Genomic DNA, 21,197 nt, shown 5'->3' with positions numbered 1-21,197 from the left:
AGTCAATAACCCTAGCTCTATTTCTTGAACAACTTGTAGTTTTAGACTTAAACTGTAGTCCTTTTGCGTGCGCTTTTTGTAATTTGATTCTTGTGGTTCCATGAATGATTAAGTGTTAAGTGTAACACTATTCTAGGACGTCACATAATTTATAAAAAAACGCGAAGCTTATGCTTTGCGTTTTTCTTTTTTAAAGGCTATTTATACTTTTTTAATTACATTAGTTACAATGCCCCAAATAATAAAGTCATTGTCATTTGTAATTTTTATTATGGGATAATTGGGGTTTTCGGGTTTTAGCCAAATACCATCATTATCTACTCTTAAACGTTTCACGGTAAACTCTCCATCAAGAAAACACACTGCTATTTTGTTATTGGCTGGTTCTAAACTTCTATCTATAACAAGTAAATCATTATCATCTAGTCCTGCACCAATCATAGACTGTCCGCTTACGCGCGCAAAAAAGGTAGCTTCTTTATTTTTTATAAGCTCTTTGTCTAATGATAAGCGTTGTTCCTTAAAATCTTCTGCTGGCGATGGAAACCCTGCTGATATACCTGCATCGTAAAAAAGCGCTCCTAAACTGTGGGATTCTTCAGGGGTAAAAAATGTTAGGTTATTAGATTGATGTAATATCATTTTATTCTGTATTTCTTTTGCGTTAGGGATTAAAGCGGCATCCTTTTTTGAGGCACGAAAAAAAGATATAGTGTAAAGCCCGACCCTTGTGGTAACGCCCAAATAATTTTTCTAATTCCGTTTTTAAATTTAGTTCTAATTTATGAAATTATTCCTTTTATTGGACAAAATCATTTCACTTTAATAATCTCGTTGATATTTGTGGTGTACCGTGGCGATAGGTGTTCTTGACGCATTTTCCAGGTGCGTTTTAAATCTTGGTTGCCTATTTTTACTTTATAATCGGCGTATTTGCGGTTCAATCCGTCTATAACTTGCATGAGTGGTTTATGCTTTGGGTTTTCGTGTTCAAATAACTGTAATTGGTGGTTATTGGTTGGCACAAGACCCATAACAATAACACCTGCCCGTTTATATTTGATTCCTTTTTTAAAGATACTGTTAACCGCTTCCACTGCTTGCTTGCTTATAATTAAACTAGAATCGGTTGGATAGGATAAGGTTATTAATTTACTTGCACGGTGCTGTTCTAAATTCTTTTTGTGACGGTCGCTACTTAAAATAACGTATATGATGTGGCAACTGGAACCTTGTTTTCGTAATTTTTCGGCACAGCTTGTTGCAAAGGTTGAAATGCGTTCTTTGATATTTTCGATGTCTGAAAACGTATATTCGAAACTTCTCGTGGTAGCAATGGACTGTTTGGTTTTAACCTCATCTAGTTGCAATGTGGGGATGCCTTCTAAATCTTTCTTTAATTTCCATTCGGTAATTGAAAAATTTGTACGAACCCAATCATCGGACAGCTGAACAAAATCGAATGCAGTATGACAATTTTTAGCTTTCAACCGCTTTGTTAAACCCCTCCCAATACCCCAAACATCTTCAATTTTAATCCACTTTAAGGCTTTTAGGTGTTTTTCTTCTGAATCGATTATATAAACACCATTAGTTTGCCTAGGAAACTTACGAGCTATTTTATTGGCTACCTTACTCAATGCTTTTGTAGGCGCTATACCCACGCAGGTTGGAATACCTGTCCATTTTAAAATTCGGGTTCTTATTTGGCTTCCGTAATCATTAAAATTATAGTTTTCAAAGCCTTTAAATTGGATAAAAGCTTCATCTATACTATAAACCTCTACATCGGGCGTAAATTGTTCGAGAATGGCCATAACACGACTGCTCATATCTCCATATAACGGATAGTTGGATGAAAATATCTCAATATGATTCGCTTTGCAAAATCCTTCCCATTTAAAAATGGGCGCACCCATAGGCAAGCCTAAAACTTTAGCTTCATCGCTTCGTGAGATTACACAACCATCGTTATTGCTTAAAATAGCAATGGGTTTGTTGCGCAAATTGGGGTTAAAAACACGTTCGCAAGACGCGTAAAAATTGTTACAATCTACTAGAGCGTACATGATAGTAAAGATTCGATTATTGCTTATCTGCCTTGTTCTAATTAGAGCTCACAGATTTTAAAAACTCTGAGGTCAACTCTTAAAATAATTTACCGCTTTCAATAATAGTATGTCCTGTTCGCTTGTAAGTAACCTTTTTCCCATTAGCACAAAAATCATATACGGCTTTTTCTTTTTGTTCGCTAAACGATAATAACAGTACATCATTTACATCGCAAGCGTAATCTTTGGCTACTTTTGCTTTTACATAGTCTATGGTGGCGCGCCCTTTTTTTAATTGTGATTGAATTCTGCTATTCAAATCAGGCTCCTTAAAATCGTCATCTACTTTACAAGCATCCTTTTCGGTAGCTGTTGTTAGTTCATTTTTAGCAACATTCCCTTTTGTACTTTCAGCATCAATGTATTCCCATGTATAATCAGATTTAAGTAAAACTCTTCTGCCATCTTCGGTTTTTACAATGTGGTTGTTTTGAGCTAGACTTAAAAAGGACACAAAAAGGAATAGGGTTAAGCAGTAATTTTTCATAGTTGAATAATGCGTGATGTTATATCAAAAATACAATTTTCATATTAATAGAGATAGTAACACGTGATTAATCTAAGCCTATAGACTACAAAAAATAAAGAACCTAATTTATTTATTCACTACCAAATCATAAGCATGCCTTAATTTCTTTACTATTATCTCGATTTCCTCTTCATTTAAATCGCCAAACCCAAAACGGATGGAACAGGTATTTTTATCTTGATACAGAATGGTTTTTGGAAGAAATAAATCTAACTGTTCTGCATGATACGCCAACTTAACCAGCGATATTTTTGGATTAAAACGCAACCACAATGCTAAACCACCTGAAGGTTTGTCCCAAATTATTTCTTGTTTAAAATGTTTGTGTAGGCATTCGCATAAAAAATCGCGTCGTTCTTTATAAATAATACTGTTTTTCTTTATTAAACGATGTATCTCACCTTCATAAATAAGCTCTGAAAGCATTTGTTCTTGAATTAAATCGCCTTGGCTATCTAATATTTTTAAATAATTTTTAGCTTCTTGAATTAAATTTTCTGGCGCCACTACAAACCCAGTTTGAAAACTTGGAAATAACGATTGCCCTAGTTTGCCTAAATAAATAATAACTCCATTAGCATCGGAACTAGCCATAGGCAACTTAGCGGAACCATCAAATTGAAAATCGTAATCAAAATCATCTTCAATAATAGCAAATTGATACTCTTTAGCCAATTGCATTAATTGTAACCGCCGATCGGCACTTAGGGCTCTAGTGGTTGGGTAATGCCTATGGGCACAAATATAAACACAACGAATAGTATGCTTTATAAAATGGGTTCTAATATATTCAACATCTATACCATCATCGTCTATGGGTATGGTTTTAATAATGGCGCCTGACTGCTGAAAAATCATGTTCGCGGCATAATTACTAAGTTCACCCACCAGAACAATAGCATTGGGCTGCAATAACACCTGCGAAACAATATACAAACTCATTTCAATACTCCGCGTACTCATTAAGTTTTTAGACTTAATATGAAAACCCCGAGTAGCATTTAAATAATTACACAATTGCATTTCAAAACCTGAGTAAGTAGAATAAGACGATTGATTCCATTTAGAAATCAATGTTTTTCGCTTCATGGAGGCACTAAACCATTTTGAAAATTGATGTGTTGGGTGCAATCGCAAATCTGGTTGCCCATCTGTAACACGGTATTTAGCTTCACTGTTCTCTAGGCTAGATGCCAAATTAAAAGACGTTTGAAAAGGAAAACCAGTAGTTCTAGCATACTCATGCGCTTGGTCTATACGTTGAGAGGTCGCCTTAATAGCTGCCGTTTTTCGTTCTGGCACCAAAACACAAGTGCCTTTATTAGGGATTACCTCTACCCATCCCTGCGAAGCCAGCTCATCATAAATAGCTACTACAGTATTTCTATTTATATTAAAAAGCTCACTGAACGTTCGCGTTCCAGGTAGCCAATCACCCTCGGTTAAATACCTACGTTGAATAGCATTAATAATTTGTTGCGATGCTTGAATATAAATAGGCGTTGCATTCTGTTTTTCAAGATGAATTAATTGCTTTAAAAGCTGGCTAACCGGACTATTCATTATTTTAATACTGGACTATTTAACTAGTCCAGAAAGTTACGAACTTTGCACCGTAAATAACAACCTATTATCAAGTTATGAAGAATTATTATTTGTTATCCTTAGTCATCCTAATTTCTGTTAGCTTAAAGGCACAAAACAAACCAACTAAACTACAAGACACTACGGCGTTAGGTGAAATTATAATTAATTCTACCCGAATCAATCTGCCATTTAAAGAAAACTCTAGAACTATTTCAATCATTTCTTCTGAGGCCATAAAAAAAAGTGCCACTAATAACATCGCCGATTTATTGCAACAAGTTGCAGGAATAGACATTAGAAGACGTGGTGCCGCAGGCAGTCAGGCCGATTTATACATTCGCGGTGGTAGTTTCGACCAAACTTTATTGCTTATTGATGGCATAAAAATGGACGACGCACAAACAGGACATCATACCATGAATGCCGCTTTACCAATTGATGTAATTGAACGAATTGAAATTATAAAAGGCCCGGCAGCCAGAGTGTTTGGACAAAACGCTTTCAATGGAGCCATTAATATTGTAACTAAAAAGGAATTAAAAAACACGATTTCTGCTACTACAGAAACAGGATCTTTTGGGCAATTAAATGCGGGGATAACTGTAGGTGCACAACTGGAAAATTCATCTCATATTGTGCATGTAGATAAAATGACTTCCGCAGGTTATCGTCATAACACCGATTACGATAATAGCAATTATTTTGTAAAAAGTATTTTCAACAAGAAAAAACAAGCTATTGAAATGATTACCACCTTCCAAGAACGAAAATTTGGTGCCAATGGCTTTTATGCTAGAGAAAGTGCTACAGAACAATATGAGGAAACCCAAAACAGTTTAATGGCATTTTCAACACAATTTAATACTGAAAACCTTACTATTACACCACGCATTTACTGGAAACGAAACCAAGATGAATATTTGTATATAAGAAATAACCCTCCGGCTTATAGAAACTTGCACATTACGAATAAAATAGGCGCTGAAGTTAATGCGAACTATGCATCTAAAGTAGGAATAACAGGCTTTGGAATAGACCTAGCTAAAGTTTACATGAACAGTAACAATTTAGGAGACCGAAATAGATTTATGACGACCCTATTTCTGGAACATGAATTTAAACTATTAAATGATAAACTAGATATAACTCCAGGTATTGCTGTAACCTATTTTTCTGATTTCGATTTTTATGCTTTTCCTGGAATGGATTTGGGCTACAAACTTAGCGACCAATTTAAGGCGTACGGAAATATTGGTTACACTTACAGAATCCCAACCTATACCGACTTATATTATAACGACCCTAACACCATAGGAAACCCTGATTTGGAAGTAGAAGAAGCATTTGCCCAAGAAATCGGAATTAAATATTTTTCACCTGAATTTTCAGCTTCATTAGCCATTTACAACCGAGACGCACAGAACTTGATTGATTTTATTCGACCAAGCATTAATGAAACCGTTTACACAGCAACAAATATTACAGAAGTTAACACAAAAGGTTTTGAGTTTGATGCATCTTATAATTTTAAACTAAGTGAATTTAACCAAACACTAGCTATTGGTTATAACTTTATGGAAGATGATATTTTAAAACAAAATAAAGACTTATCTCGCTATTCTCTAAACACTCTTAAACATCATTTTACCACACGATTAAGCACACAATTATTTAAAAACATTAGTCAAAATATCATTTACAAACATGCTGAACGTAGCACGGGCGATAGTTATAATGTATGGGATGCTTCCATTGCTTTAAACTTAAATCAGGTAGAATTCTCCATTACTGCAAGCAATATATTTAATGCCGACTATATTGAAGCCGGTTTTGTGCCCATGCCACCTAGCAATGTTCTTTTTGGCTTACGCTACAATTTTAACTAAAAATGACATTTAAATGGCAACCCATAATTTCAAGGTAATTTCTTAAATTTGGCTTACTAAATTATTTAAGCCTTGCCACTAAACTTACAAGATATTCCTCGTGTAAAAACGATTACAAAAGAGGACTTTTTAACGAACTACTTTAAACCTCAAAAACCTGTGGTGATTGAGCGGTTTATTGACCATTGGCCTGCATACAGTAAATGGAATTTGGACTATATGAAAACGGTAGGTGGAGATATTACTGTGCCGTTATATGATGACAGGCCAGTTGATTATAAGGATGGTTTTAACCAACCACATGCCAAAATGAAATTGGCCGATTATATAGATTTACTAAAACAAGAACCTACCCGATACCGTATTTTTTTATGGAATGCCATTAAGGAGATTCCTAAACTACAAAACGATTTTACATTCCCCGATTTTGGTTTGCGCCTCATGAAAGGCATTCCTATGTTATTTTTTGGCGGACGCGATTCGTTCACCTTTATGCATTATGATATTGATTTGGCAAATATCTTTCATTTTCATTTTGAAGGTGAAAAACAAGTTATTTTGTTCAACCAAAAGCAAAACAAATATTTATACAAAGTACCACATTCGTTAATTGCCCGGGAAGACATCGACTTTTCAAACCCCGATTTCGAAAAATGGCCCATGCTAAAAAATGCAAAAGGTTATCAAACCACTCTAAAACATGGCGAAATACTGTACATGCCCGAAGGTTACTGGCATTACATGCGGTATTTAACTCCAGGCTTTTCCATGAGCTTACGTGCTATTGCCAGAAATCCAATAAATTTCAGCAAAGCAATTTACAATTTGGTTATCATGCGAAATTTTGACAATGCCATGCGACGCATTAAGGGCCAAAAGTGGATAGATTGGAAAAACCAACAAGCGGTTACCAAAACCCACAAGAACTTATAAATAATACATCTTTTTACAATTAGTTATAATATCTTTGTAACATAAAATATAAACTCAATCATGCAAAAATTAATTTTATTAGCAGCCTTTTTTAGTATCACAATTTGTAATTCACAAGTATTTATTGGAACTAACGACAACAAATTACAGTTGGCTACCAATATTCAAGACAATGCATCGGGTATAAATATTAGTTATGATTATGGTCTAGGTGAAAACATATCTGTTGGTGTAACATCATCGTATGCCTTAAGTATAAATGATAACATTTCTGCTAGTTTCGGCGACCGTTTTGATGCTAAAGTGCGTTTTAATGCACATTTAGGTAGTGTTGTTAAAATTGACGATAATTTCGACATTTACCCAGGTTTAAACCTTAGCCTTAAAAACTTTGGTGGCCATTTAGGTATGCGCTACTTTTTCTCGGATGGCTTTGGTATTTTCACAGAATTCAATGTACCACTTGCTAAATACAATCCGGATGTTTTAGATGCTGGTGAAAAATTACACAACCAATTTACACTTAATTTGGGAGCTGCTTTTAATTTATAAGTAGCTTAGTTAAAATATCAAAAAAGCGAAAAACATCTGTTTTTCGCTTTTTTTTGTGATTATTTTTAAGAATTAAAGCAATGAATGTAAAACAAAAAACCTCAAAGTTACATTTACTTTGAGGTCGTATTTATAATTTGTCAACAAGCTTTAATTGCCATTTCCAAACAAAAACTGTTGTACTCTTTCTATAATTTAGGAGACAATCCTTTAATTAAAACGGTAAATCGTCGTGATCATCCTCATTTAAGTTCCCTGCAGGCTCAAAAGCATCTGCTGGTGGCACTGGTGGTAAATTACCATCGGCGCTTGCTGCTTGTAAAGCTTCAATTCTCCAACCCTGCACAGAGTTGAAATATTTAGTTTCTCCTTGTGGATTAACCCACTCACGACCACGTAAATTGATACTTATTTTTACTTGTTGCCCAACTTTATAGCTGTTTAATAAATCACATTTATCTTGTACAAACTCCACCATGATTGGTTGTGGATATTGTTCTTCTGTAGTAACTACAACTTCTCTTTTTCTAAACCCATTACCTCCAAAAGTTTGAGTTTCGCCTATCATTTTAATTCTTCCTTGAACTTCCATTTAATTTGTATTTATTCTTATTATTTATTCTCTTTTTCCTCTATCAATCTAAATTAAGATAGTAATATTTTCCAAGCACTTTCAACATCACCAAAACTCAAATAATTTCGAGCCAATCTATGTTTTTGCCTGTAGGTTGCTTTCTTTATATTCGGATATCTTGCACTTAAATCTTCAATAAAAGCAGCCACTTCAACTTCCGTGGGTAAACTTTCAACATTACCCAACATCCCTAAATCGTTACCCGTTAAAACCATACTATTTTTAACTTCCTCAGGGAAATTATCAACACCTATTCCCAATGTTGCCAGTGGTTTTGGTATTTTAAAAAACCCTTTCTTGGCACGACTGTAATAGCTTCCTCCTGCTCTGGCAACCAAATCTAATTTCTTTTGATTTATATTACCTTCTTCATCCAATACATCTTCATCAATATGAAATTTAACAACTTCACATATTACTAAATTTCCGGCACCACCTTCAGTTCCTAGCGCTATTATATCGTTTACTTTGCATTCAAACTGCACGGGCGACTCAGCTACTCGAAATGGTTTCACAACATCCGATTGCAACATGGTTAAACCAGCTTTTTCAAACTCATTAACACCTTTAGGATATTCCGTGCTACTTAATGATGTTTGCTGTACCATATCAAAATTCACCACGTTAATAACCACTTCTTTAGTGGCAATTACATTTGCCAGGGTGTGTTTTGTGGTATTGTTTAACACACGACGTGCGGGTGAAAAAACCAATATAGGCGGATTAGCACTAAACACATTAAAAAAGCTAAATGGCGATAAATTGACATTTCCATCAACATCAATTGTGCTAGCAAAGGCAATGGGTCTTGGTGCTACAGCATCCAACAAATAACTATGTAATTTATTGGTTGATAAGGTTTTCGGATCTATTGAAAGCATCTAACTTACTTAATTTCAACAAAACTAACAATTTATTTTCATTAATACTCAAGAAATATAAATAGGTTATTTTTACATAGTGTTATTTAACTACTTGGCAAAAGTAACCATTCTGAAGTACAACAAAAAACCATTTTACTAACAACCCAAACAATAATATTAACAGATTTGCATTATATTACAAGTTATTTAATAAAGAATGATTTTTACAAAGTATAGTAACGCATTGCGTTGGGTAATTATAATAGCTTCTTTTGCTATAGTATCTCTTATTTTATGGAAAACTTATGAATTTTTTCAGCATTTTAAAGAAGAAGAGCGTATTAAAATGGAAAATTGGTCGTTTGCTCAAACCGATTTAATAAACTCGGAATCCAACACCAATTTGGATCTAACTCTTAAAATACTTAGCAGCAATACAACTACTCCCATGATTGTAATTAACGACGATGGTAGTTTGAGCAGTTATAACAACATTAATGAAGCCAAGGTTTCCGATTCTTTATACCTTCAAAATTTAATTTTGAAATTTAAACAAGAAAACAAACCCATTTCTGTAAAGATTGATGATACTGTTGTTAGCACTATTTACTATGGAAATTCGGAATTGCTAAACAAACTAAAATATTATCCGCTTGCCTTATTACTTATTGTTTTTTTGTTTGGTGCAGTTATATTTTTCTTTTACCGAAGCAATAAAAACGCCACACAAAACAAATTATGGTCTGGAATGGCCAAGGAAACCGCCCATCAAATAGGCACACCTCTATCATCTTTAATTGGTTGGACTGAAATTTTAAAAACAGAAAACATCAACCCCGATTATATTTTTGAAATTGAAAAGGATATCGACAGGCTTCAAACCATTACGGAACGCTTTAGCAAAATAGGGTCTGTTCCTACTTTAGAGGTTACCGATATCGTTAAAGAAACTATCGATTCTTATGATTATTTAAAATCCAGATCTTCAAAACTTATTGAATTTGAAATCAAAATTCCCGAAACCCCCATTGAAGTACATTTAAACAAACAACTATATAGCTGGTGCATAGAAAATTTGGTTAAAAATGCAATTGATGCAATGAAAGGACGTGGAAAGCTTTCCGTTGAAATTTCACAATTAGAAAATAGTATTATGGTGCGTGTTACCGATTCTGGGAAAGGCATCTCAAAAAAAGACTATAATAAAATATTCGAACCAGGTTTTACCACAAAAAAACGTGGCTGGGGGTTGGGCTTATCTTTAACCAAACGCATTATAGAAGATTTTCATAATGGTAAAATTAAAGTTTTACATTCTGAAGTAGGCAAAGGAACAACATTTCAAATTCAACTCACACGGGCTTAATGGAAGGTTATGATTGAAAAATTTATTTTTATAAAGAAGGTTGATTTGAATAACAACTGCCCCAATTGCTATTGTAATGATGGTCTGAAATTAACATGTAACCAAAAAATAAAAGAAACTATCTTTTATAAGGCGGTTACTGCTGAAATGAATTTTGAACTAGCCTGTAATAATTGTAAGAGCAACATTTACCCGGTAGACTGGTCTGACGAAATTGAGCGTGTTTTTGAATATCATAATAAATCTTGCAAACCATTAAAACCATCAACACAACTAAAACAAGCTTCTTGGCTCGCTATTATTGCCATTAGTATATTAGCAATTAGTATCGTTTCTATAATAATTTATAGTCAATTATAATTTCGCCTTAATACGGTCTGCTATTTCCTGGAACTCCTCAGTTGTTAATTTAGTTTTTTGAATAAAACGAGCATCTTCCATAGTATTCAAAGGAATTAAATGTACATGGGCATGAGGCACTTCTAAACCAATAACAGAAACCCCTACACGTTTACATGGTATGGCTTTTTCTATGGCAATAGCAATTTGTCTGGAAAACTGCATTAAGCCAGTGTATGCCGCTTCATCTAAATCGAAAATTTGATCAACTTCCTTTTTAGGTATGCATAATGTATGCCCCTTAGCATTTGGGTTTACATCTAAAAAAGCGAAAAAGTCTTCCGTTTCGGCAATTTTGTAACAAGGAATTTCGCCGTTAATTATTTTAGTGAAAATTGAAGCCATACTATTTTATGAATGTGAGTGAATAATTGTAAATATAAAAGATTCCCAATTAAATAAATCAGGAATCCTTTATATAATTTTTTTTTGAATTTTGATTCAAACAGACATTAAGGTAATAATTTATGAGATTTCTGCTTTTACAGGAATGGATATTACCTTGAAATTTCTATAATGTCAAATTTTAAAACGCCATTAGGCACTTGAATTTCGGCTACTTCACCAACCGATTTTCCTAACAAACCTTTTCCTATGGGTGAATTAACAGATATTTTGCCCGAAGCTAAATCGGCTTCCCCATCAGCAACCAAGGTATAATTCATTTCCATACCATTAGTTTGGTTTTTTATTTTAACCTTAGATAAAACCAATATTTTAGAATTATCTAATTGCGATTCGTCAATGATACGCGCACCAGCTAAAGCATCTTCTAGCTTAGCAATTCGCATTTCTAACATCCCTTGTGCTTCTTTTGCAGCATCATATTCGGCATTTTCACTTAAATCGCCTTTATCTCTAGCTTCAGCAATGGCTTTAGATGCCTTTACTCGCTCCACATCTTTTAATTGCTTAAGTTCGTCTCTTAACTTTTTTAACCCTTCTGGTGTATAGTATGATACTTTACTCATAACTTCATCGTTTTATTAATAATAAAATGCTGAAAACCCACTTCGAAACGTTCGGTACAGGAGTTCAGCATAAAAAAATCTCGTTTTAAACGAGATTGAATAACAAATATACAAAATATTTAGCTCAATTTGCTTAATGTTGTAAATTGAAAATTATTATATTCTTAGATATGAAGTCGTTTTTTTATATTATCTGTTTTATTCTTTTAGTTGGTTGCAGTGCTGATAATACTCTTACTCAAAACCCATATTTACCAAATTACCAATTTAATACTGGCACCCTAATTAATACTAGTTTACCTCAATTTAGTCAATTAAGATCCCCAGGAAATTCTATTACTTTAAATAGCCCTTACGGCATTAACGGTTTGGTACTTTATTACGCTGGTGGTGATAATTACAATGCTTTTGAAATAACGGACCCAAACCATCAGATAAGTTCCTGTTCAAGGCTAAGTATTGAAGGAATAATTGCTACTTGTAATTGTGACGATGGTAATTCATACGACATTTTAAATGGGATTAAAAGAGAAGGCACAACAGGAGAATATCCGTTAATTCGATATCGGGTTGAAGTTTCTGGATCGATAATTAGGGTTTTTAATAATTAAAAAAAGCGATTCGTTTCGGAATCGCTTTTTTTAAAATCATTATTTAATTGCATTTAAAATTTCAAGGTAACACCTGCTAAAAAGTTGATAGTGGCCTGTGGATAATAGAAATTTTCAGTAATTGCATCGTCCGTAGAACCTTGTGGTCTGTAATAATAGCTATAAGTATACCCGTTTGATACGTATTCAGTATTAAATAAATTATTTACTAATAGATTAAATGCGATTTCCTTTATCCATGTTGGTTGAAACTTGTATGATGCACTTAAATTATTCACAAAATAGGCATCCATACTTTTACTATCACTAGAGGTATTATCTAAATATTGTTTACCCACGTACTTAGAAATAAATCCTAGATTTAAATTTTCTATTGGTGAATAACTTAAAGTTCCGCCAGCAATTACACTAGGTGAAAAAGAAATATCAGTATCTTCATATGTTGTTGTTACGGCTTCATATGATACCGTATCATAAGTATTAGGGTCGTATTGCGTATCATAAACTACATAATCAAAAGCTTTAATCTTGTTTTGAGAAAATGTAGCATTAGCATCTATTCTAAACGCATTTGAAAGTTTATAACCTGCTTGTAATTCTATTCCTGCTCTAAAACTATTGTCAACATTCTCACGAATTGGGTCACCTACATCATCCAAATCACCCGTTAACACCAACTGGTCTTTATAATTCATATAATAAAGATTTGCAATGGCATAATAATTTTGGTTTTTCAATTTATATCCAAATTCAAAATCGTACAAACGTTCCGATTTAGGTAGCACAGGGTTTTTAGTTAAATCATCTCTATTAGGTTCTCTATTTGCGATAGCCAAAGAACCATAAATCGAATTAAAATTATCAATTGTAAAAGTTAAACCAGCTTTAGGATTGAAAAAATTAAAAGTCTTTTCTACGTCAATATTTAATAAATCGGAACTTAATCCGTTGGCTTTATAATTTACATTTCTAAATTGAACATCTGCAAATGCAAACCATTTAGAATTAATGGTATATTCTGCCTTTATATAGCTGTTGAAATCGCTTTTTTCTCCTAAATTGTAGTAATAATTTGTTCTTATTGGCACAGAAACAGGAAACGAATCCCAGATTAATTCTCCAAAATGTTTTCCATCATATTTATTATAGCCACCACCTAAATAAAGATTTAAATTATTTTTTTTATAATTCATGGAATACACGAAGGCATAAAAATCATTATCTAACCATCGTCTTCTTATAACATCACCTTCTTCATCAGCATCCGAATTACTTGGAAAATAATCACCTAAAGCTTCTCCATCCTTATACTGTTCAAAATACCCTTTTCCACGAGTATAATTTCCTGAAATATTAGCAGAAAAATTAGTATTAAATTGGTGTGTTAAATGCAATTGATAATGGGTTTGCTCATAATTATCTACCTCATTATCATAGGTGTAATAATTATACGTTCTACCTGAATTTAACAAATTATTCTCTTCTGCCTCTGAAGGATAATTTCTATCAATAAACGCTTGAATACCATCCGTATCACCGTTTACTACAGCTTCTGGTGTGCCGTACCACGACTGATATGTTGTTTCTTTACCTCCAAAAACAATGGCTTTTATGGAAGTTAATTCATTTAAAAAACCGCCTTCAACATAAAATGACGATAAATCTGAAGAGGCTCTATCAATATAACCGTCACTCATAATTTTTGATACGCGAGTTTCAGCATAAAAATTGTTGTTTAAACCAGAACCCAAACTAATATTGTGTTTTCGGGTACCAAAAGAACCAACGGTATTTGTAGTTGTTGCATAACCTTTTTCTGATGGTTCTAAAGTCATAATATTCAAACTGGCACCAAATGCACTAGATCCATTTGTACTGGTTCCAACGCCACGTTGCAATTGAATATCTTCAACAGAAGACACAAAATCTGGCATATTTACCCAATACGTTCCTTGACTTTCCGAGTCGTTATAAGGAATACCGTTGATGGTTACGTTTACTCGAGTTGCATCGGTACCACGCACCCGAATTCCGGTGTAACCTACCCCTGCACCAGCATCGCTAGTTGTTACTACCGATGGCATTTGATCTAAAAGAATTGGCAAATCCTGTCCTAAGTTGGTAGTCTCTAAAGCTTCTTTTGTGATGTTTGAATAAGCTACAGGCGTTTTATCTTTTGCTCGTGTAGCAGATAATAGGACTTCTTTTAATTGTTCAACTTTTGTTGAATCCTTTTTGGTCTGATTGTCTTGCGCACTTACACTAACAGATACCATTAGAAATGCTAAAAACAAAAAGTTGTTTTTGGTTTTTAAATCTTTAATCTGAAAGTTAACATGGAATCTCCTTAAAAAGTGATTATACACCTTTGGAGAAAGAATAAGAAAAATAGATTTCATTACGATTATGTTTATAATCGAATAAAAAGAGGTAATTATTCTTTATGGTTTATTTACTGTTTTATTGAATTTCTTCAGGTATTACAGGCGTTGTAATACCGCTTTAATTCAATTTATTCCCTAAACAGCATTACCTGTTCTAGGTTCATTGGGTATGATCTCAGCCTGTTGATAGTTAAAAGTTAAAAGTTATAATTTTAAAGTCTTTGAAGACAGAAAACTAATACCAATAACCGCTAACTGAAAAAGCACCCCTTTATGAGAACGATGCAAATATAAAAACAATTGATTATAGACAATTAATAATTAATAGTTTTTTTAATCTATGTCAGGCTTTCTTCTAGTTGTCTTTTTATCAGATAGATTACGCTTCATTTTTAATCTTTTTTTTATAACAGCCTTGGGGATTTTTGTCGGAATTCTTTTCTTCGGGATTATTAATCCGTTTTCAATAAGTTCTAAAAAGCGTTTTATTACTAACTCTTTGTTTTTATGCTGACTTCTGCTTTCTTCGCATTGCAGCATCAAAACATCTTCTTTAGTTAACCTATTTTGAATTTTATTTTTTAGACGTTGTTTTAATACTTCATTAAAAACAGAAGATGCTTTTAAGTCAAATACCAACTCAACTTTTGAAGACACTTTATTAACATTTTGGCCGCCAGCTCCGGAGCTTCTAACCGCTTTAAACGTTAGTTCTTGTAATAAAGTGTCTTTATCAAACATTTCTAAACTTGGTGTGCCGGCTTTAATAAGTCGTTCACTGTTTTTACTGGATTAAAAGTTGAAACAGGAATTTCAACAAAAATAGAGTTCCAATATGCCATACTTCCATTCCATAAACCTGGAAGCTCTAAGGCTTTAATATCTACTCCATTTTGAGATTTCATAGTTATAAATGCAGCATCTGGATCGACATACTTAGACAAATCAAATTTTTCACCTTTATAATTTTTGATACCACAAACCAAATCGGTTGGGTTAAAATGTGTAGCTATATCTACAATTTCTTTTTGAGATTGATTTTCAATATCAATTTGGGCAAACTCAACAATTTGCAATGAAATAGAACCTTTAGCATCTTTCACCCAAAATGGACCTCCTCCTGGTTCGCCTTCATTTTTAACCATTCCACAAACCCTTAAAGGTCTGTTCAGTTTATTATGTAAGTAGGTTCGTTTTTCTTCTAAAGTATAATCTTGATAGGCCTGTCTTATATCTACATTTATACGGTTTATAACAAACAACTCAATATTATTAACCTCATCTTCAGATATTTCGTCGTTTTCCAAACAATGTAAATATTTAAAAACGTTACGCTGAATTTGCAACAAGATACCTGCCAACATTTTCTTATAATCTGAAATTTCAATGTTTTGATCGTAAACAACGATATTATCGATATTTTTAATAAAAACTAAATCGTAATCCAGTTTATTCAGATTTTCAATTAAGGCACCATGACCTGAAGGTCTGAACGACAATTTACTCTCATCGGTTCTGAAAAGCTCATCGGTTGCGGTAATTGCAATGGTATCGGTAGATTTATTTTGAAACGAAAACGACACATTATAGTTGATGTTTTTTTCCTTTTCTAACTGATCTTTAACCTGCTTTAATTCATTATTAAACAATTCTTCATGCGCTTCGGAAATTGTAAAATGCAAGTTGGCCGTATTATTTGAGGTGGCATACATTGTGGCCTCTAATAAATGCTCTCTAAATGCAGTAGACACATGGTCTTTATATTTATGAAAAGGTAACAGCCCTTTTGGGTAAAAACTATAGTTTAACTGGTTAGCATTTAGCAAGGTTTTCACAATTAAAACACTTTGTTCCGCTAAAGACAGACTATCAAAATTTGGAACTGTTTCTTGAATTTTCGCTAGAACAATATCATAAAAAGGTAGTTTTTCTAGGCCATCCAAAAACTCTTTAAAGAGCTTATTCTTTTCTGTATAAGATTCTATGGAATCCTTATTTTCATCAAATTCATTTAAGAACTGAAATAAAAATTTAAACATTCTAGTTGCAGCACCAGATGCTGGCACAAACTTCACAATAGATAATTGGTCGCGTTTAGCATCAAAAAAATCCATACAATCTTGTTGTTGTTGTTTGTCTTTTCTTAAAATACCATTTCCTATAGTTGCCGCATCCACTAAATTAGAATACGTCATACCTTTTTTTATAAGGCTAATTTGGGCATTAACTTTATCAATAGTTAATCCATGGTTTTCTATTTGCTTAATATCTTGTTCTGTAAACATGTCTAGTGTTTATTTAATAATTTATCAATTTGTTTTACTGCGGTTTCCAAACGTTCTTTAATATTTCCTTTTAACAAAACATAGGGTCGATTATTTTTAATGAGCTCATTTTCAAAGGCTTTAAACATCATTTCTCTATCTTCTGGCCTATCCCTAAGGTCATCTGCTTCCCAAGGCGTGTCAATATAAGTCAAAAAATACAAATCGTACGTATTTTGTAAGGCATATTTTTCAAGAATTGGATCGCAAAAGCCTAAATAGTAAATTTCGGAATACACTTTGGTTTCTAATAAGTCCGTATCACAAACCAAAATAGTATCTGTTTTTTGAGCTAGTTTGTTTTCAAGTCGCATTTGCCCCTCGGCAATAGGTAATAAATCTTTCGGCTCGCAGGTTTTACGTTCGTTGTTCCATTTATCTTGAAGATACTCTCGTGCATATTCTGGAACCCAAACCGAGTTATAGTACCTAGCCAACCCTTCCGAGAGTGTTGTTTTTCCCGTTGATTCTGGTCCAAATAACACTACTTTTATGCAGTTTGATGGTTGTTGTTTAAGCTTTTCTTCCATGCGATATAGCCTTGAATTGCTAAGATAGTAAAGATTATGTATTGTAACGATAAAATTCCCAAACCTCTATATCCGTAGAGTGGGATTGTAATTAAATCTCCAATAATCCAGAGGGTCCAGTTTTCTAGTTTTTTAATAGCCATATACCACATAGCTGTAAAGAAAATACCAGAAGTTATAATATCAATATAGTTTGGAATTTCTAATGTGTAATCAAATACTTTGTAAACCAAATAGGTTACTAACATAGTAAAAACAAACAAGGCAATTCCTATTTGTTTCTCTTTTAACGTTGTTCTTGAAATGGGTACCACGGGTTTGTCTTGTTTTTTTCTAGACCAATTCCACCACCCATATATACTCATTATGGAATAATAAAAATTCATCATCATATCACCAAAATACTTATTAATATATAATAGGTAAACAGTAATAACGGTACAAACTATTCCGGTTGGATATACCAAAATATTTTCTTTTTTCGCATACCAAACACTTAAAATACCAAACACAAAAGCAATAGCTTCTAGTATAATTTGAAGGGTAGGTGCCTCACGATATGCTTCTAAAAAAAAATCAAAAATGTGGCTCATAAGTACTTCTATCGGTTTTAACAATCTTCATTGTTAAGACACAAATATCCTGATTTTGGAATGATTTTTTTATTTGTTCATTTAAAAAAGGCATTAAGGTATCAAAATCACCATAAATTTGGGTGCTTAATGGGTTTTCTAGCACAGTGAATTCCGAGTTGCGCAGAGCTTTTATAAAATTAATAACATGTATCTCGTAATCGTTTTGCAACGGCGACAATGTTAAATCTACTGATATATTCATGGTTTATTTATTTCTTTAATTGTTCAAAAAAAGAGGCATCTTCCTCAAAAGCAGTTCCAATTACAACTAAATCGGCTCCAGATTTGTAAGCAGCATCTAACTGGTTTATAGTTCTAATTCCGCCACCAACAATTAATGGAATTTGAAGTTCTTGTTTTACTGAACTGATTATTTCGCTGGTAACAGCATGTGCTGCTCCGCTTCCTGCTTCCAAATAGATAAGTTTCATACCTAAAAACTCGGCTGCTTTGGCTGTATCTACAATATTTTGAATATTATTTTTTGGCATTGGTTTGGTTTCTGTTACACGCTGTACTGCTGTTTCTTTACCATTCTCAATCAACATATAACCTGTTGGAATAACCTCTAAGGAGGAGTTGCGCAGTTTAGAAACCGAGGCTACATGCTTTCCAATTAAATACTCTGGGTTTCTTCCTGAAATTAAACTCAAAAACAATAATCCATCTGCATAATCTGTAATTTGGGTAACATCTCCAGGAAATAAAATAACAGGAAGTTTTGTGTACTTTTTAATTTCTGAAACGACCCGTTCGGTCGCATTTACTTCAACAATACTTCCTCCAACAAAAACATGAGTGGCTATGGATTGATTTAATTTTTCAATAAACCAGGACACATCTTCAATAGCAAATTTATCAGGATCTATTAAAACTGCTAACAGCTTTTTATTTTCTGCAATTGATTTTAATATATTTTGGTATATGGCATTACTTAGGCCCTCTGGTTTGCAAAGGTTTCTCAAAATATCTGGTTGCTTAGTACTTAAAATCTTCATTCTAACTAAGGGCATAAGCACAAGTAAAGCCTTCAAACTCTAAAAACTGAACATTATACTTGTGTTTTTTATCTTCATAATCAATCCAAGCCACAGTTTCTAGCTCATTATCAGACATTGGAATTACCAAACAATGCTGCTTAAAACTTAATCCAGGCGTAGCAAATAACTTGTATAAAGATTCCTTTACACACCAGATGATGGTTAACTTGTTAATATAATCTATTGCAGATTCATCTAAATAATAAGATTCATATTCAACAAACTTATGCGCAATTACGCTTATTTTATCACGCTGCTTTTCAATATCAATACCAATAATGGCATCACTAATTATTATAGCTGAAAAATTAAATGAATGTGTTATGGAAATATGTTTTCCATCTAACAAATAGGGTTTACCGTTTTCATCATAATGTAAATCAACATCATCATATCCAAATTCGGCTAATAGCATCCTAACACTTAAAAAACCGCGCTGGTGCAATTCACTCTTCATCCCCAAAACACGATCTAAACTCTTCGGTTTTAAGCTAACTGATTGCATTAAAGCATCAAACGGTTCGGTAATCTTCCAGATTTTAACAACAGTTTGTGAGTTTGGAGTAATGGTTTTATAAAGAGGCATTTAATATTTTAAAAGTTATTAGTTATCTTTGCACCGCTGTAAGCTGGTTAACTATTTTAATGGAGCAATTTAACTATTTTAAATACGATTCCAAAGAGGTTTTCCTATTATAAACAAAGAAAAAAACAGAAAATTGATATGAGTACAAAAACAATTCCTTACGTAGCTAATAAAGTAAAAGATATTTCACTTGCAGCTTGGGGACGAAAAGAAATAGAATTGGCCGAAGCTGAAATGCCAGGTCTTATGAGTTTACGTGAAGAATACGGCAACTCAAAACCTTTAAAAGGCGCTAGAATTGCAGGCTGTTTACACATGACGATTCAAACTGCTGTTCTTATTGAAACCCTACAAGCTTTAGGCGCAGAAGTAACCTGGAGTTCTTGTAACATATTTTCCACACAAGATCAAGCGGCTGCGGCAATTGCTGCTGCAGGAACATCGGTTTACGCTTGGAAAGATATGACCGAAGAAGAATTCGATTGGTGCATCGAGCAAACCCTTTTCTTTGGCGAAGACAGAAAACCATTAAACATGATTCTTGATGATGGTGGCGATTTAACCAATATGGTTTTAGACCGTTATCCCGAACTAGTTTCTGGTATTAAAGGTTTAAGCGAAGAAACTACCACGGGTGTTCACAGACTTTACGAACGTGTAAAAAACGGAACCTTACCAATGCCTGCAATTAATGTTAACGATTCTGTTACTAAATCGAAATTTGATAACAAATACGGTTGTAAAGAATCTGCTGTAGATGCGATTCGTCGTGCAACAGATATTATGCTTGCTGGAAAACGCGTTGTAGTTTGCGGATATGGCGATGTTGGTAAAGGTACTGCCGCTTCTTTTAAAGGTGCTGGAAGTATTGTAACCGTTACCGAAATCGACCCAATTTGTGCTTTACAAGCTGCTATGGATGGTTTTGAAGTTAAAAAACTAGAAACTGTTGCTCCAAATGCCGATATCGTTATTACAACTACAGGAAATAAAGATATTGTACGTGGCGAGCATTTTGAAGCTTTTAAAGACAAAACTATTGTGTGTAACATTGGGCATTTCGATAACGAAATCGATATGGCTTGGTTAAAGAAAAACCACGGACATACCAAAAACACCATCAAACCTCAAGTAGATAAATATACCGTAAACGGAAAAGACATTATCATACTTGCCGAAGGTCGTTTGGTAAACTTAGGATGTGCTACAGGCCACCCAAGTTTTGTAATGAGTAACTCGTTTACAAACCAAACCTT

At 33.5% G+C, this 21,197-nt stretch carries 23 protein-coding genes; 7 read left to right on the top strand and 16 right to left on the bottom strand.

The genetic code is table 11. The annotated features are described in order from the left end of the window. Nucleotides 1-201: 201 nt before the first annotated feature. The 4 genes from ABYI63_RS15480 to ABYI63_RS15465 form a co-directional block, all read right to left on the bottom strand. On the bottom strand, nucleotides 202-642 hold the full coding sequence (locus ABYI63_RS15480; RefSeq protein WP_372757615.1) for a LexA family protein: 441 nt from the start codon (nucleotides 640-642) through the stop codon (nucleotides 202-204). Between the two features lie 170 nt (nucleotides 643-812). Beyond that, entirely contained in the window at nucleotides 813-2,069 is a 1,257-nt protein-coding gene (locus ABYI63_RS15475) for a Y-family DNA polymerase (RefSeq protein ID WP_372757613.1), read from the bottom strand. 79 nt (nucleotides 2,070-2,148) lie between these two features. Then, nucleotides 2,149-2,598, bottom strand: a complete 450-nt coding sequence (locus ABYI63_RS15470) for a DUF3157 family protein (protein ID WP_372757611.1) — start codon at nucleotides 2,596-2,598, stop codon at nucleotides 2,149-2,151. 108 nt (nucleotides 2,599-2,706) lie between these two features. Then, nucleotides 2,707-4,203, bottom strand: a complete 1,497-nt coding sequence (locus tag ABYI63_RS15465; RefSeq protein ID WP_372757610.1) for a PLP-dependent aminotransferase family protein — start codon at nucleotides 4,201-4,203, stop codon at nucleotides 2,707-2,709. Between the two features lie 77 nt (nucleotides 4,204-4,280). Between ABYI63_RS15465 and ABYI63_RS15460 the strand changes: the two genes are divergently transcribed. The 3 genes from ABYI63_RS15460 (at nucleotide 4,281) to ABYI63_RS15450 (ending at nucleotide 7,598) form a co-directional block, all read left to right on the top strand. Continuing rightward, nucleotides 4,281-6,113, top strand: a complete 1,833-nt coding sequence (locus tag ABYI63_RS15460) for a TonB-dependent receptor plug domain-containing protein (RefSeq protein WP_372757608.1) — start codon at nucleotides 4,281-4,283, stop codon at nucleotides 6,111-6,113. A gap of 72 nt (nucleotides 6,114-6,185) precedes the next feature. Next, nucleotides 6,186-7,046, top strand: a complete 861-nt coding sequence (locus ABYI63_RS15455) for a cupin-like domain-containing protein (RefSeq protein ID WP_372757607.1) — start codon at nucleotides 6,186-6,188, stop codon at nucleotides 7,044-7,046. Between the two features lie 60 nt (nucleotides 7,047-7,106). Continuing rightward, nucleotides 7,107-7,598, top strand: a complete 492-nt coding sequence (locus tag ABYI63_RS15450) for a DUF6646 family protein (protein ID WP_372757605.1) — start codon at nucleotides 7,107-7,109, stop codon at nucleotides 7,596-7,598. Between the two features lie 214 nt (nucleotides 7,599-7,812). Here the strand turns inward: ABYI63_RS15450 and ABYI63_RS15445 are convergent, their stop codons facing one another. Both ABYI63_RS15445 and ABYI63_RS15440 read right to left on the bottom strand, forming a co-directional pair. Next, a complete protein-coding gene (locus tag ABYI63_RS15445) occupies nucleotides 7,813-8,190 on the bottom strand; it encodes a DUF3127 domain-containing protein (RefSeq protein WP_372757603.1) in 378 nt (125 codons plus the stop codon). 53 nt (nucleotides 8,191-8,243) lie between these two features. After that, on the bottom strand, nucleotides 8,244-9,113 hold the full coding sequence (locus ABYI63_RS15440; RefSeq protein WP_372757602.1) for a flavin reductase family protein: 870 nt from the start codon (nucleotides 9,111-9,113) through the stop codon (nucleotides 8,244-8,246). A 199-nt stretch (nucleotides 9,114-9,312) separates the two neighbouring features. On the opposite strand from ABYI63_RS15440, the gene ABYI63_RS15435 reads away from it, so the two are divergent. Both ABYI63_RS15435 and ABYI63_RS15430 read left to right on the top strand, forming a co-directional pair. Beyond that, nucleotides 9,313-10,461, top strand: coding sequence for a PAS domain-containing sensor histidine kinase (locus ABYI63_RS15435; protein ID WP_372757600.1), 1,149 nt, complete (start codon nucleotides 9,313-9,315; stop codon nucleotides 10,459-10,461). 9 nt (nucleotides 10,462-10,470) lie between these two features. Further along, nucleotides 10,471-10,821, top strand: coding sequence for a hypothetical protein (locus tag ABYI63_RS15430; RefSeq protein ID WP_372757598.1), 351 nt, complete (start codon nucleotides 10,471-10,473; stop codon nucleotides 10,819-10,821). Here ABYI63_RS15430 and ABYI63_RS15425 read toward each other — a convergent pair. Both ABYI63_RS15425 and greA read right to left on the bottom strand, forming a co-directional pair. After that, nucleotides 10,816-11,205 (bottom strand): HIT family protein, encoded by a 390-nt coding sequence (locus ABYI63_RS15425; RefSeq protein WP_372757596.1) that lies wholly within the window; start codon nucleotides 11,203-11,205, stop codon nucleotides 10,816-10,818. The genes ABYI63_RS15430 and ABYI63_RS15425 overlap by 6 nt on opposite strands. Nucleotides 11,206-11,357: 152 nt before the next feature. Continuing rightward, entirely contained in the window at nucleotides 11,358-11,831 is a 474-nt protein-coding gene (gene greA, locus ABYI63_RS15420) for a transcription elongation factor GreA (RefSeq protein WP_372757594.1), read from the bottom strand. A gap of 170 nt (nucleotides 11,832-12,001) precedes the next feature. Between greA and ABYI63_RS15415 the strand changes: the two genes are divergently transcribed. Next, nucleotides 12,002-12,442 (top strand): hypothetical protein, encoded by a 441-nt coding sequence (locus ABYI63_RS15415; protein WP_372757592.1) that lies wholly within the window; start codon nucleotides 12,002-12,004, stop codon nucleotides 12,440-12,442. 53 nt (nucleotides 12,443-12,495) lie between these two features. Here the strand turns inward: ABYI63_RS15415 and ABYI63_RS15410 are convergent, their stop codons facing one another. The 8 genes from ABYI63_RS15410 to ABYI63_RS15375 form a co-directional block, all read right to left on the bottom strand. After that, complete coding sequence (locus tag ABYI63_RS15410) at nucleotides 12,496-14,841, bottom strand: TonB-dependent receptor (RefSeq protein WP_372757591.1); 2,346 nt, start codon at nucleotides 14,839-14,841, stop codon at nucleotides 12,496-12,498. 318 nt (nucleotides 14,842-15,159) lie between these two features. After that, complete coding sequence (gene arfB, locus ABYI63_RS15405; RefSeq protein ID WP_372757590.1) at nucleotides 15,160-15,567, bottom strand: alternative ribosome rescue aminoacyl-tRNA hydrolase ArfB; 408 nt, start codon at nucleotides 15,565-15,567, stop codon at nucleotides 15,160-15,162. A 2-nt stretch (nucleotides 15,568-15,569) separates the two neighbouring features. Continuing rightward, a complete protein-coding gene (locus ABYI63_RS15400; RefSeq protein ID WP_372757588.1) occupies nucleotides 15,570-17,111 on the bottom strand; it encodes a DUF4301 family protein in 1,542 nt (513 codons plus the stop codon). 2 nt (nucleotides 17,112-17,113) lie between these two features. After that, on the bottom strand, nucleotides 17,114-17,680 hold the full coding sequence (locus ABYI63_RS15395) for an AAA family ATPase (protein WP_372757587.1): 567 nt from the start codon (nucleotides 17,678-17,680) through the stop codon (nucleotides 17,114-17,116). Continuing rightward, entirely contained in the window at nucleotides 17,641-18,273 is a 633-nt protein-coding gene (gene pnuC, locus ABYI63_RS15390) for a nicotinamide riboside transporter PnuC (protein ID WP_372757585.1), read from the bottom strand. The genes ABYI63_RS15395 and pnuC overlap by 40 nt, the downstream gene beginning before the upstream one ends. Next, nucleotides 18,257-18,517 carry a hypothetical protein gene (locus ABYI63_RS15385; protein WP_372757583.1) on the bottom strand — a complete coding sequence of 87 codons (261 nt, stop codon included), beginning with the start codon at nucleotides 18,515-18,517 and terminating at the stop codon, nucleotides 18,257-18,259. Before ABYI63_RS15385 ends, pnuC begins: the two co-directional genes overlap by 17 nt. A gap of 7 nt (nucleotides 18,518-18,524) precedes the next feature. Beyond that, entirely contained in the window at nucleotides 18,525-19,313 is a 789-nt protein-coding gene (locus ABYI63_RS15380; RefSeq protein ID WP_372757582.1) for a geranylgeranylglyceryl/heptaprenylglyceryl phosphate synthase, read from the bottom strand. Nucleotide 19,314: 1 nt separating this feature from the next. Continuing rightward, complete coding sequence (locus tag ABYI63_RS15375; RefSeq protein ID WP_372757580.1) at nucleotides 19,315-19,941, bottom strand: 4'-phosphopantetheinyl transferase superfamily protein; 627 nt, start codon at nucleotides 19,939-19,941, stop codon at nucleotides 19,315-19,317. A 138-nt stretch (nucleotides 19,942-20,079) separates the two neighbouring features. On the opposite strand from ABYI63_RS15375, the gene ahcY reads away from it, so the two are divergent. Then, on the top strand, nucleotides 20,080-21,197 hold a 1,118-nt coding region (gene ahcY, locus ABYI63_RS15370; protein WP_372757578.1), incomplete at its 3' end, for an adenosylhomocysteinase.

The sequence above is a fragment of the Mariniflexile sp. genome (genome assembly GCF_041583155.1).
GTDB lineage: Bacteria > Bacteroidota > Bacteroidia > Flavobacteriales > Flavobacteriaceae > Mariniflexile.
Note: the sequence above shows the minus strand (reverse complement) of the source record. Positions and strands in the feature narration are given on the sequence as shown.